The following is a 13,836-nucleotide window of genomic DNA, read 5'->3' on the forward strand; positions in this document are numbered from 1 at the left end:
GAGCGCGGTTTAGTTCTATGTGTTTGTAGCAGAAACCCTTGACTATGCCGTGCTGCCTCAAAACTATGACTTTAGGTGATAGTAGATAAGATTTTTTTTAAATACTCTTTATTTTTTTTTAATTGATTAAGCTCTTTTTCTATATCCCCATTTTGCTCTGATTTTAATAATTCTTCCTTTTCTTCAAAACCTCTCAAGGCTTTCCATAAGAACTCCTCAATGGCATCGCTCTTATATTTTATTAACCCAGGCTTGCCAAATGCATGCCCTACTCGACAACGATACCTAGGCAGGCTGTCGTCATTAACTCTCCATAAAACACCCGCACATTCAGGACAGGCAAATTGAGAGGGCGTGCTAATTTTTTTAAGAAGGTCTTCACCCAATAAATTCTCTGTATAATTTAATTGCGATTCTATTTCTAAGGCATCCCAGAATTCTGTGTTTATATTTTCAGGAGGTTTTGAATCCATAATTTTTTGAATTACCGGATACATTTTATCCACAGGAAGCCTATAATCTACAACTCCAGTTTTAAGGGCATTACCCGGCATGCTGGGAAAATCTGCCTCTTCGGGCTCTTGAACAATAGTTATTCCCTGACATTTTTTGATAGCCAATAAGCCTGCACTACCATCATCGAGCATACCTGACAAAATGATGCCAATAACTAAAGGGCCATGAGACAGGGCGGCTGAATAAAATAAGGCGTCAATCGCGGGGCGGGTGTTATTAATCTTAGGGCCATGCCTCAGCATGATTTTCCCATCCATTAAACACATATGAACATTGGGAGGGGCAATATAAATATGCCCAGCCGCTATTTCTTCATATTTTTTAGGAGTGCGCACCGAAAGAAAAGTATGGCGTTGCAGAATGACTGGCAAACGCGACTTATACGCGGGTGAAAGATGCAAAACAATAAGAATTATGCCCTTAAAATCAGCCGGGAAAAACGAGACTAGACGAGATAATGCGGGTATTCCTCCAGCAGAAGCCCCTATAACGATTAAACGCTCATCTTGCATAATTCTCCCTAGAAATTTTCTATATCATTAATCTAACCATATCAAAATGGCATTATGAATAGATGCAAAAAAAGGAAACCCCTAGGTTAAAAAAGGAAACTGGCTATTAACACGTTCTTCTACAGAATAATGCCAAGTGCGTTTTTAGCATTTACCTAAACCATTCCTTAATTTCATTAGGAGAAACCTCCAAATTTAAATATGGAAGAAATATTGTGCCTTATACTCAATGCAATTACACATGAAAAGGGAATTATTATGAGTATAAATTTCTCCGATCTTCTATTAAATAAAGGCGTTCCTCTTCATAAGCAACAGTTCACTTGGAAAGAACTGGCAGGCAAACCTATTTCGAAACTAGATGATGATGCCTTTACTCGTGTGCGGATTATTTTAATGAATGGTCTGGAACTGGATGCCTTAAGGTTAAAACATTTTCTAGCGCGATTTAATAAGGAGTTACAGCTTCCCTTAGCAGAGATTAGACGGGTGGAACAGCATCAGGCAACGTTAATTAACTGGTTATTATCTGCCGATCACTCCCCCCTTGAGACCACCATTGCTTATGAGCAAGTGGCAATAGAAGTAACTGCTGCCATCGCGCAAACGGAACCTGATTCGTACCAAGCGCAAACTTATCGCTTTGGCCTATTGGAGGATTTCGATCATCTCTACCGCTACTCAGCTTTGTTAGATAGGCTGGAAGGAAAAGATGCCAATAATATATTACAAGGGTATACCGATATTATTCCTGGGCGCTTAACCAGCGAGCATCACCGTGCCCCTGAGGATGATTTGCGTAACTCTTACAATAAAAATGAGGCGGCACTTATCACCAAAATTCATGCCGCGATGCTAACTGGCGCGGAGTATCAAACGCATGATTATTACATGAATATCGGTCCAACCTTTGCTGATCCAGTAGCAAGACAGCTCTATGCAGAAATTGCGTCTGTCGAGGAGCAGCATGTTACTCAATATGGTTCACTTATGGATCCTAGCGAAAGTTTAATGGAAAAATGGCTTATCCATGAAGCCGCAGAAATTTATAATTATTTAAGCTGCCTGGAGCAAGAAACTAATCCTCGAATTAAGGCAATTTGGGAACGTTTTTTAGATTATGAATTAGGCCATATGCATCTTGCTTGTAAATTATTTAAAAAACATGAACGCCGCGACCCCCAAGAATTATTGCAAGGCTCTATCCCCAAAATGGTGGAGTTTAAAAGCCAGCGCCCATTTATCCGGAAAGTATTAGATAAAGAATTAAACTTACGGGCATCAGAAACAAACTATGTTGATAAAGAAGATGAAAATGCCGCCTCTCTTTCTTATAGGAAACATCTCAATTCCGAGGGGGTTCCTGCTGAAATTATATCCGCCGGATATGATTGGAAGCCAGGAACCGAACTAAATCCTCATTAAGGAGCTATTATGGAACGTATTGATGCTGACGCTAAAAACTGTACTGGTGTGCAATTATCACCTAGCAATAAACGCAAGATGTTATCTGCAGTACAATCGCATCCAGCAGATATTGAAGGCGATCAATTTGATTTAGCTGCAGAGCGAATCAAGATGACGCAGAACTCCGAACTTATAGGCACCCTAACGCTGTCATCTCAGAAAGAAACAGACAGTATGCGCGTTTTTATTGATAAATTAGGCGAGCGATTGGCTTATGAACGCACGGGAGTACGCTTGTATGAGGCTGCATTAGCCAAAGTTAAAGCACATAAACGCAACGACCTCAGCAAAAAATTAATGCATATTAAGGAGCAAGAAGCGAAGCATATGATTTTAGTAATGAACACTTTAAAGAATATAAATGAAGATCCCACAGAAATGACTCCTTGCGCAGATCTTTCTGGGGTTTTAGGACAAGGCTTTGTACAAGTACTTACTGATCCTCGTACGACCATCACCCAAATGTTGAACGCGCTTTTATCCGTTGAGCTAACAGATAATGCAGCCTGGGAATTACTCATTAAACTAGCCTTAAAAAATGAAAAAGAAAAAATTGCCAAGGATTTTCAAATTGCATTAGAGGAAGAGGAGGAGCATTTAAGCATGATTAAATTTTTACTGGAAAAAGAATTGCAATTAAATACCGGCCATCTTGCCTAATAAAAGGAGTATCATAATGAAGGATACGACATGGATTCTCACTGCAGATAGCAATAGGTGTAAATTATACCAAGTAAATAAAAAACCTTATCAGGCTCTGTTAGTCAAAGAAATTCAGCATCCTGCAAGTAAACTGCGAGACGTAGAATTAACCGCAGATAAATCGGGTCATTATCAAACCAGCAACGGGAGTCATGGAGCATTTACCCAGCAATCAGCCCCCAAGGAAATTGAAATAGATAATTTCGCACGTCACATAGCAGAAGAATTAGATAAAGGAAGAACTGCCCAAGACTATAACCACCTTACTGTTATTGCCCCCCCACATATGAATGGGCTTATACTGCAACATATTAACAAGGAGGTCAAAAAATTAATTACGCAAAACATCATTAAGGATGTGATGCACTTAACCGAGCAGGATTTAACTGACTTTTTACATGAACATGTGGAAATAAAAGCAATTTAGCATTGCCTTTCTCCAGAAGATCCTAAAAAAGGTGAATGAAGTATATCGCGAATAAATTGCTCACAGCGTTGCAATTGTTCCAGTGTTACAAATTCATCCGCACGATGCGCCTGTTCGATACTGCCTGGCCCGCAAACAATAGTCGGGATGTGTGCTTGCTGAAATAACCCTGCTTCAGTGGCATAGGCAACTTTTAATAATTCTGGACTGTTACTTGCTGCTTGCGCTGCGCGAACGAGTACTTCTGTAGGAGGTGTATCTAAGCCGGGAGCATTCGCAATGGTATCAAGAACGACCTTTGCTATAGCTTGCTCCTCATGCAGTGCAGGTTCTAGCTGTTCGGCAACATAAGCCAAAATATTCCGGTGCAAGGCATCAGGGTCATCTTGGGCTAAATTTCGAAACTCAAAAATAAACTCACACAAACTTGGAATCGTATTGTACGAGTTCCCGCCTTTAACTAAGTTAGTTGTTAACGTGGTATAAGGCACATCGTAGGCATTATCTTGGATCCCTTGCGTTTTAAAATATTGGGCAATTGAGCGCAGGTAACTAATGAAGCTTGCAGCGTGCTCAATCGCATTGCACCCTTGATTAGTCAATGATGAATGAGCAGCAACTCCGTGGATCTGACAACGATAAGAGCGTTTTCCTTTATGACCAATAACCGGCAACATTAAGGTTGGTTCACCGACAATACACGCCTTAGGTTGGTAATTAAGCGCAAGCATTTTTTCAATTAAATGCGGCGCCCCCAGGCAACCTATTTCCTCATCGTAAGAAAATGCAAAATGAATCGGAAAATCAAAGTTTCTGGCTTTCAATTCAGGAATAAGAGCTAAAACTACCGCAATAAAACCTTTCATATCGCAAGTACCACGCCCGAACACTTTATCGCCAATTACTGTGGCCTTAAAGGGATCGGTTGCCCAATCCTGTCCATCGACAGGGACTACATCCGTGTGCCCCGATAAGATAATACCGCCTTCATGGCAACCATTTTTTCCTGGCAACGTAGCTAATAAATTTGCTTTAGGTTCTTTGCTATCATGAATCAAAATTGATTCGATCTTCCTATCATGAAGGGCATTAGCCACATAATCAATTAGCGGCATGTTGGAATTACGCGAAGTTGTATCAAATGCAACGAGTTTTGTTAACCATTCTAATGTTGTCATAATTGCCCTTTGTTTTTGCAATAGATCAAGCTATATTGAAGACCTCTTGCGATCCCTGGAACCCGCAGAAGCCATCTTAAAATAATAAAGTATAGAAATGCAATTGTGGCGGCAACTTAACCATAACCCGGATTAGCCTAGCATAATACGGGCTATGTTTTTGCTTATTAAGCAGGCCGGACTTCTTCTAAATTACTTCTATTTCTTTTATCTTCGGAGATATGTTTACAACTCTTCAACTATGGTAGAGTGTATGCGCGTATTAGCTAACTAATGGACTGGTATTAATTTATGACTCAATTAAATGATTTGATCAAACCAACGTGGAGTGCAGAAAGAGCCTTAAACAAAGCATGGTCAGTACTAACTGCCGAGGAAAAGGAAATCATCCAGCACCGAATTGATAAGATATTTTATAATGAAATACCATTTCAACTTGAGCATGATAAGCTTATCTACATTCATTTATTTTCCTTATTCGCCCAATTAGAAACCATCGGTTTAAGAGGCCTAATAAAATCGCTTGATAAACTTCGCGGCACCGACTTATATCAACAAATGCGCCAGCAAATTACCGATGAAATATTCCATGCCACCCTGTTTACCAAACTTGCGTTCCAGCTTTCTGCTCCTTATGCATTGCCCCTTGGACATCAAAAAAGCATCAATCATTTTATTTCCTCGCTTGAAAGCGAAGATGATCTCGCAACTTCATTAACTTTAGTGAATCTTGTTGGCGAAGGCTGGGTGGAAGAATTGTGTATTGCCATGAAAGAGAAAAACATTGCCGTTTCTGTTTTTGAAGCCGTTCTGGCGGATGAAAGCCGGCACATGGATGAATATGATTTATACCGCCAGATTGGCTTACCTAATAAAGAATATTTAAAGAAAAAATTAGCCCTTTTCGAAGATGAATTAATTAATACCGTATTTGCTCATGAACAATACGTTACAACCCTTGGCATCCTTTTAGGCAAAGAAGGTTCATTAAAGCTAATGAACAATATTAATCAGAAGCAACATTCCATGTTGAAACAGATAGGTATCATCCCCTCTGTTCATTGGCAGTTGTTTATGGAGAGCATGCCCTTATTGCTGAAAAATCTTTCTCATGATTATGAAAAGGATACGCCTGTTGAACATACTAATGTGCGTAAATTATTGTCCGCATTATGGAATGATCCGGAATTACCTACTGAGTCAGCTATTTTTAGCATTAATGTTAGCCCTGTTTGTTTTTTCGAAAAGAAATTTAAACCGGAAACCATCACGTGTCTAATGCTGCAAGCGCTAAGTAAAGCATGTTTTGATAATCCTCAGGCACGAAATTATATCTTCAATCATAAGTTGTATAATTCGCATGACAGTCATGTGGCCCTTGCAGTAAAGATTCCTGGCAGTGATCAGTTAGGCTCAATTGAGTTTAAAAATTGTCATGAAATGACTATGGCGGAGTTAGCCCAACATATTCAACATGATATGAGCATCATGACTTATTGTTATAAAAAAACCCAAGCCTTACAAAAAGAGCATCCCTATTTAAATGAGGTGGTAAACCGCCTTCTTACACCTCGTCATGAACGTGTTTACCGTGATTTCTTATTTGCAAGACCAGCTATTTCATTGAGTAACATTGGTCATTGGGGCTATCAAGCTGCCATTTCTCCCTTATTTCCCAGTGAAACCTTTAAATTAACCTTAACCGAAATTGAAAAGAAACAGGTTTGGAATAAAAAAACCCAGCAATTTGAAGTTCAAGATATCTTACCTGTAGGCTTAAGTGTTGACCACCGCGTCTTTGATGGCAATATTCCGCTACCCCATTACATGCAAGATGCTTTTGACCAACTATTTACAGATATGGAACAAGCTAAACCCAAATCCTTATCACGACCCTTTTCAAACCTAGATAAATTTATCAAGTACAGCAATACGCTCTTAGAAAATGATTTGGAGTTTGGCTTTCTTTATTTATTTTCCCTAATGCATGTATGGAAAAACTATGTATCCTATGATGAGTTAGCAAAAAGCATTGAAGACAGTTACCGTAGGATAAGAAAGAATCTACCGCAAAGTGAAGAACCTGTTGGTTAACCTTTATGCAGCAGTTTTCTTTTTATTACCAGCACTTAGAACGTGTAAGTAGAAGTTTTAGCTTTTGTATTAGTCAATTAACTTCTCCCGAAAAAGAATGGGTGGCACTGAGTTATTTGTTTTTGCGAATTGTTGATTGCATTGAAGATGCACATTGGCATGATAAGCATGCGCAAAATAACTCATTTGCAACCTTCAAATCATTTTTAATAAAACAGCCCTCTGATGAGCAATTCACTACATGGCTTGCTCGTTTTCCAGCACAAATACCCGTGGAAGAAAAACTATTGCTTCGGGATCTCCCGCTTCTATTAGACGATAAGGATAAACTGCCTGAGCTCATAAAAAACGCCATGTTAAAGACGATTACGCAAATGGCTGATGGAATGCACTATTTTCTTAATCATTATAGGGTTGAAGATAAAATTATATTTTCGTCCTTAACGACCACCAATCAATATTGCTTTTTTGTTGCAGGTATCGTTGGCAAATTATTATCACAAATTTTTACTTATGTACTTGCTGATTTTAAATGGACACCTGAGCTCTTAAATCAATCAATCCATTTTGGCTTTTTTTTACAAAAGGTTAATCTTTTAAAAGATAAAGTTGAGGATGAAACAAATGGGCGTTATCTAATTGCGCCAGGAACAAATCTCCAGGAGAATTTAGCCATTCATGCTCATTATGCCCTAGCTTATATCAAAAGCATTCCTATTCTTGCAGGACGCCCCTACCGTTTATTTTGTGCCTGGTCTTTATTTATTGGTTTAGCCTCCTTGCGCTGGCTTGACCAAAATGGGCAGGGAACAAAACTTAAACCGCGAGAAACCTATTATTTAGTGAACCAAATAAGTTCATTGATTGATGATAATCAGGCATTAGAGAAATTATTTTATAGCTATCTGCCGAGACAAGAAAATCTTAATACCCCCTCCTGCTTTGCCAAGCAAATACCCTCTTGGTTTAAAACAATTTATGATGAAGAGCAGGACCCTATATCCTGGCTGGAACTAGGCGTTATAGCCTAACTACAGCAAGAAAGGCCTGGTTGTAAACAACTAATGGCACTTACTTAAGCTCAAGCATAAAGTGTAGGCTGGTGCTAAGCAGCGCGAAGCCCAGCATGGATGTGGCATTGAGCCTCGGTGCTGGGCTTCGTTGCACTCAGCGCCAGCCTACAAAATCCCTTAAATTGGAAACAACCAGGCTTCCTTATTTTTAGCTTTTTATGCCTCATGGTTGTTTGAACTTGGCACTGCGGCTAAATGCTTGCGGCGCAGAAAAAAGCCTAAAGCAACAATTGCAATAATTAAAATAGGTACAATTATAAGAAATATATGAGTTTCCATCCATGCGACACTTATGGCGAATAAGCCCAGCACAACTCCAATAAAAAGAAAAGTGGACTCAATATAAATCCCGGCTAAAAAAATCGCTTGAGCAAGTAACGTAATTACTCCTAAAGTGCCTAGAAAAGGGCTTATGATGCCTATATCAACATAAATTGACATAATATAAACTGAACCAATCAACCCTAACCAATGCAAAATTTCATGCCAAATCAATGCAGGTGTTGATATAGCCTTCAGATGCTTAAGATAAAAGCTTAAGCCCAAAGCAAGCAGAGCAATAATCACCGTAGTGATTTGCCAAAACCGCCACGCTCCGGCGGCTTTCATATTCGTTAAAATTAATCCGATGAACGTTAGAACAAGTATGGCTATCCCTACAATAAACCGAGCGGTCCACGGATGCAGCACATTATTATTTTCCATTAAAGAACTCCTTTTCTAGTGTTTCTGCAAGCCATTTATAGTATTAATGGATGCACGCTTTACTCCCAGCTAGATTAACATTATAGACACTTAGGTTTCTGCATGTATCTGCTGCTTGTTTATTTTACCGTTTAGAATTACTTTTGCAGCCAAGCTTTTTTGACTGTTTATATAGTTATTTAAAACGAGATACACCCCATTAGTCCAGCCAAATCCTATTTCATTAGTCGCATAACTGTATTTAATTTTATTTTCAGTTAAGGTGCTTACCGTACGTACATCATATTTTTCAAAAATTGCGTGATTTTGCTGAAAACCAAGATTTACAGTTTTTATAAATCTACGAGCAATTTCCCTAGATACCTGTTTATAACCATACCGGTCAAGTCCCAATACAGCGAAATATTGCATCGGGGCCCAGCCAAATGGAGCATCCCATTGTAATCCGGAATAATTAGTGCTCGTTACTATGCCTCCTTCCAATAATAAGTCTGGCACATGCTTCCTCACGGCCTCAGCTTGTTTTATTGAAGCAACCCCCGCCCATAAAGGGTAAAAGGTAGTGGCATAGGGATAGTATTTTTGTTGTTTCTTTTTAAAGTTATAGTCTAAATAATAACCTGTCGCCTCATTCCATAAATAACTATTTATATTATCCGCTCGTGCTTGGGCTCTTTTTTTCCACTTAATTGATTCCTTAACATTGCCCAACAATTCATTTATTTTTTGCGCGTCACACTCCATTTTATATAAAAAAACATTTAAATCGACAGGAGCGTAATCTAAAATCTCTACACCGAAAGGACCATATTTAGCCGAAATATCCAAGCCTGATTCCCGTAAAGTTCGATCAGCGGTATAAAAAAGATCCGTTAGCCGGTTCTTTTTTTTATCATAGTAAAGTCGTATATCGTATTCTTTTCCTGAATAGTTTTTAAAATAATTTAATACTTTTGTATAATAAATTGGTGATTCTTCGGGAGTAGGTCCAGTTCCAGGAGCATAGTAACGTGATAAACCAATTTCAGGTATGGCATGTGGAGCAGAAGTCCAAAAATGATAGAGTTTATTAATGGCAGGTAAGGTATTTTTTAACCATAATTTATCCGGTCTTTTCTCATAATAAGCCAATACCATTTCTGTTAACAAGGGTGGCTGCGCACGCCCTAAATAGTAGGTTCGATTTGCGTTTAAGATGGTGCCATAATTATTTATTTCATAAATAAAATTATCAATCATATTTTTTGCTAAGTTAAATTGGTTATTTTCCAATAGCCCAAGCACAATAAAAAAACTATCCCAGCCATACATTTCATTAAATCGCCCGCCAGGAACAATATAGGGGTGAGGTAAATAAAGTAATCCATGTATCTTAATTTCCCCAGTTTTTTGAGGTAGATAGGCTAATTTAATCTGAGCATGGATTTGTTTTTTTTGGAGTTCAGCAATATTTTCAGTGGGTGGTATATAAATTATAGATTCGGTACTGGAAATTTTAGGATCCATACTCGATTGAAGTAAACTATCCCGTTTTAATAATTCCCAACTGTTATCTATGTATTGAAAAACTTGTAAATCTATATTTGCATTTTTATTTGCATAGGAGTTTTGAGAAAAAATGATGAACAGCAAAATCAATAAATTAGAAACTTTACGCATTTTATTTTTGATAAGCATTTCCGTTATCGCCTAGTTAGTCTTAGAAACCTATTGTCAGAAGCCAAAAGTCCTGAAATTTAAGGTGCCATATGAGCTACAGCAGTTATTATTGTTTTATACTTGCTGAATAAAATGTAAGCCTAAGTATTACCAAACTGTACAGAGTATGATGCTGATTATTTAATCACATTGGAGCCATTAGGCTCTTCCATTAAAGATAAGCTGCTTTGTGCAGTATCTTGTTTATCCTTCCCTAAGAATAATGCTGGAAAATTTCTGGGTGGTTTATTGGTTAAAAAATTAGGAAGATTTGCATGCACACTGGCAGCCCAAAGATACACTTGGCTTTTTAGCTGTTGGTACATGGTTTTGACCGTTTGATTCAAGCCTTCGTTCTTATAATTTTCTTGTGATTCAATCAAGGCATTATTCGCTGCCCAAATACCCATAGAAGTGGCTACGGCAAGAACTCCCCAACCAAGAATTGGGAATGCAGCAAAACTACTAAATAATCCTAACCCTGTTAGTAACCCCGACATTCCGGCACTGCAACCTGCTATCGAACCAAAGGTTCCTGCAAAAGCAAAAAACATCGGGGGACTTGCCTTTGACAAAGGAACTGCAGATAAATTAAGTAACTCTCCCTCAATTAAAGGTAGAATGGACTTTTCTTTAAATAATCGCCGCTCAATCATTATTTTTATAACGGTTAACGACTGATGTAAGGGCTCTTGCGTCTTATCATTAGCGCTATCTAAAAGCTGTTGATTAAGTTGTAAAAGCAAATAAGATTCAAAGGCGATAGTTTTATCAGTTAGCTGATATTTTTTATTCATGACGTGAATGTATTCATTAATGAACTCCATTAATTTTTGTTCATTTTTTTGCAATAAGGCTTGAAATCGTTGTTGCTCTTTTTGGGATTGTTGATAGGATAAATAAAATACTGTAGCACAAGTCGTGAGAAAAAGACTCACCGCAATTCCACCTAGGGTAAATGACAGTAAACCACCTATTGATGCGCCAACAACACTAAAGACAATTCCAAATAGTGGCCATGCCACACCTGCGCCGGTGCCAATCCCATTAATTATTGATTTAAAAAATGCCATTAACATATCCTATTCAATAAATGGTAACTACTCAAGCTCACCATAAATAAAAACAAGCTTTTTTCGGCAGCATAGCACTTATCGATGCCTGATAAATATTCTAAATTAGAATTAGTTTTCCTATTACCCACTCTTTGGAGAAGGAGAAAGGGAAAGAGTTAACCAGCTATTCCAACCCGAGGCTCGAGCCCGTGCATCAAACTCTTTATAGCCTTTGAGATTAAGTAGAACTTGTACCTGTTTAAATACGTTTAAATAACCAATTTGTGGCCCTGCGCTAAATATTCGCGATTTAAAACACCCCACAAAATTGCCACTGCCTCGATCACAAGATAATTGTTGATAGATATAGCCTACCGCTCCTAATTGGGTTTTTTTAGCAAAAAACTTAGACGCACTAAAATCCCAATGCATATCGACACCATTTTGATAATGGGTCCGTTTATTTTCAAAGTTATAAGTCCATCCGACTACGGAAGAAAACTCATATCCTGTTTCAGGATTGAAATAGGTATAACCCAAACCACTATCAAGGCTTGGATGGTTTGTTCCTAAATTGGCAAGTCTTTTGGCATCATAAGCGCCTACCGGCACGCTCTCTGCAATGTAAATCATGAAATTATTTGCTTTATGATTCCAACGCAAACTTGCCAGGGGCGCTAAATCCCCAACAGAAGTTACCGAATCGCTAAGCGATTTTCCCAGGACAAAACCAGACCCAATCCCTAAATTACCGAGAAAAGTTGCACTGACTGCCGCTTGGCTGCGCCCATAGGGAATAGCCATAGCAACCATCGCTTGACCATTTAATATTTTCTTCTTAAAAGTGTAACTAGGAATTGCAAAAAATAAATCCACATCTGCATTGAGATCAACATCAAGCTCTCCGGTAAAGCGTTTGCGAATATTTCCTAGAGTAACTTGACGAGCAAAGGCAACCTCGGCCCCGGCGCTCACCGTAGAATGATAATACACGGAGGCCAAAGACAGCCCTGGTTGTAATGGAGCTGCGGCCAAAGTCCCAAAATAACCCGGAACCCAAAAACTAATTCCGCCTTCATCTGCATATACTGTTGAGCAAGAGAAGCACAACAGGAAATAAAGTAGCAGGCCATATTTCTTATTTTTCATACAAAATCCATTTAAGTTAAGCTGGTCATTTGAACGATATCTATTTATTCTTCTCGCTAATGCTTGTTGCACAACGAAATCCTATATGTTCCATGCTCGTATCTGGAGATGATTTCATGCGTGCGGCGACCCGATATCCTGAGCAATAGGATTCATTACATAAATAAGAACCTCCTCGCAACACTCGTTTAGGCATCGTAGGCTCATCAGGATCATAACTACTTGTCGGCCCCTGAGGGTCAATTACCTCCTTCATGGCAATTGATTGGTAATAATTTACATGATACCAATCAGCAACCCATTCCCAAACATTTCCAGCCATGTCATACAGACCATAGGCATTGGGAGGAAAAGAACCAACAGGTGCAGCATAATAATATTTATCACGTAGCGTATTTTTATAGGGAAACTCCCCCTGCCAGGTATTTGCCTTTACCTCACCTTCGTCAATTGGTTCATTCCCCCAAGGGTAAATTTTATTTTTTAAACCACCGCGCGCAGCCCACTCCCATTCTGTCTCAGTTGGTAAACGCTTACCAGCCCAACGGCAATAGGCATCCGCATCATCCCAGGATACATGGACTACGGGCTGTTGTAACTCCTCTATTTTACTATTTGGCCCATGGGGATGACGCCAATCAGCTCCAGGCGTCCAAGTCCACCATTGGGTAAAATTATCCAGAGGTACTGAATGGTTCGGTGGAGAGAATACTAAAGATGCAGGAACTAATACACTTTCATCCGGTTTCGGTGTATCAGGAGGAAGCTGTTTTTTTAAGAGCTCCCAATCAGGCTTTGTTTCCGCGGTGGTAATATAATGGGTTTTATTAACAAACTCCGTAAATTGCGCATTCGTAACCTCATACTGATCGAGCCAAAAACTACTGACACTTACCTTATGTTTGGGTAATTCATCCGCCCGAGCCTGGCTATTATCGCCTCCCATCATGAAAGTGCCTGCAGGAATTTTTACCATGCCGTTAACCAGCGCATGTTTTGATGCAGCAATGGCCTTAGGTTTATTTGCATTAACCGCAAAGCGATGCGGTGTTTTATTGCATAAACAAGCAGATGTTTGGGATTGAGCTAGAAGCTGCTCAGGAAATAACATACCACTTGGTAACAACAAACAGAAAAAGCTCATTCGTATAAGAGAAAACATAAATAAAGACCTCAATAAATGCAACAAAGCCTGAACAGATGCGCAGGCGTTGCTCTTTAAAGATTACTTAAGCTTATATACTGCGATGTATGTGCGGT

12 protein-coding genes are annotated in these 13,836 nt (G+C 39.0%); 5 read left to right on the forward strand and 7 right to left on the reverse strand.

The features are described from left to right. Positions 1 to 71: 71 nt before the first annotated feature. Complete coding sequence (locus BN3124_RS06655) at positions 72 to 1,028, reverse strand: chemotaxis protein CheB (RefSeq protein ID WP_058534023.1); 957 nt, start codon at positions 1,026 to 1,028, stop codon at positions 72 to 74. Between the two features lie 258 nt (positions 1,029 to 1,286). Here BN3124_RS06655 and BN3124_RS06660 point away from each other — a divergent pair, with 258 nt between their 5' ends. Genes BN3124_RS06660 through BN3124_RS06670 form a run of 3 tightly spaced genes read left to right on the forward strand, consistent with a single transcriptional unit; the run spans position 1,287 to position 3,624 of the window. Continuing rightward, on the forward strand, positions 1,287 to 2,453 hold the full coding sequence (locus BN3124_RS06660) for a hypothetical protein (protein WP_058534481.1): 1,167 nt from the start codon (positions 1,287 to 1,289) through the stop codon (positions 2,451 to 2,453). Between the two features lie 9 nt (positions 2,454 to 2,462). Then, complete coding sequence (locus BN3124_RS06665) at positions 2,463 to 3,155, forward strand: ferritin-like domain-containing protein (protein ID WP_058534024.1); 693 nt, start codon at positions 2,463 to 2,465, stop codon at positions 3,153 to 3,155. A 16-nt stretch (positions 3,156 to 3,171) separates the two neighbouring features. After that, positions 3,172 to 3,624: a host attachment protein gene (locus tag BN3124_RS06670; RefSeq protein ID WP_058534025.1), complete on the forward strand. Its 453-nt coding sequence runs from the start codon at positions 3,172 to 3,174 to the stop codon at positions 3,622 to 3,624. Here the strand turns inward: BN3124_RS06670 and argE are convergent. Next, complete coding sequence (gene argE, locus BN3124_RS06675) at positions 3,621 to 4,802, reverse strand: acetylornithine deacetylase (RefSeq protein ID WP_058534026.1); 1,182 nt, start codon at positions 4,800 to 4,802, stop codon at positions 3,621 to 3,623. The genes BN3124_RS06670 and argE overlap by 4 nt on opposite strands. Positions 4,803 to 5,093: 291 nt before the next feature. Between argE and BN3124_RS06680 the strand changes: the two genes are divergently transcribed. Both BN3124_RS06680 and BN3124_RS06685 read left to right on the forward strand, forming a co-directional pair. Continuing rightward, positions 5,094 to 6,896: a 2-oxo acid dehydrogenase subunit E2 gene (locus BN3124_RS06680; RefSeq protein ID WP_058534027.1), complete on the forward strand. Its 1,803-nt coding sequence runs from the start codon at positions 5,094 to 5,096 to the stop codon at positions 6,894 to 6,896. A 5-nt stretch (positions 6,897 to 6,901) separates the two neighbouring features. Continuing rightward, the gene (locus BN3124_RS06685) at positions 6,902 to 7,927 is read left to right on the forward strand and encodes a squalene/phytoene synthase family protein (protein ID WP_058534028.1); all 1,026 of its coding nucleotides are present in this window, start codon (positions 6,902 to 6,904) and stop codon (positions 7,925 to 7,927) included. Positions 7,928 to 8,125: 198 nt separating this feature from the next. Here BN3124_RS06685 and BN3124_RS06690 read toward each other — a convergent pair whose 3' ends face one another. The 5 genes from BN3124_RS06690 to BN3124_RS06710 form a co-directional block, all read right to left on the reverse strand. Next, on the reverse strand, positions 8,126 to 8,674 hold the full coding sequence (locus tag BN3124_RS06690; RefSeq protein WP_058534029.1) for a hypothetical protein: 549 nt from the start codon (positions 8,672 to 8,674) through the stop codon (positions 8,126 to 8,128). 90 nt (positions 8,675 to 8,764) lie between these two features. Beyond that, positions 8,765 to 10,351, reverse strand: a complete 1,587-nt coding sequence (locus BN3124_RS06695; RefSeq protein ID WP_230849112.1) for a trehalase family glycosidase — start codon at positions 10,349 to 10,351, stop codon at positions 8,765 to 8,767. A gap of 158 nt (positions 10,352 to 10,509) precedes the next feature. Next, complete coding sequence (locus tag BN3124_RS06700; protein WP_058534030.1) at positions 10,510 to 11,445, reverse strand: hypothetical protein; 936 nt, start codon at positions 11,443 to 11,445, stop codon at positions 10,510 to 10,512. A gap of 123 nt (positions 11,446 to 11,568) precedes the next feature. Further along, entirely contained in the window at positions 11,569 to 12,576 is a 1,008-nt protein-coding gene (locus BN3124_RS06705) for a SphA family protein (RefSeq protein ID WP_078061508.1), read from the reverse strand. Positions 12,577 to 12,616: 40 nt separating this feature from the next. Beyond that, positions 12,617 to 13,738: a formylglycine-generating enzyme family protein gene (locus BN3124_RS06710; protein WP_058534031.1), complete on the reverse strand. Its 1,122-nt coding sequence runs from the start codon at positions 13,736 to 13,738 to the stop codon at positions 12,617 to 12,619. Positions 13,739 to 13,836 lie beyond the last annotated feature (98 nt).

Source organism: Legionella saoudiensis (assembly GCF_001465875.1).
Classification (GTDB): domain Bacteria; phylum Pseudomonadota; class Gammaproteobacteria; order Legionellales; family Legionellaceae; genus Legionella; species Legionella saoudiensis.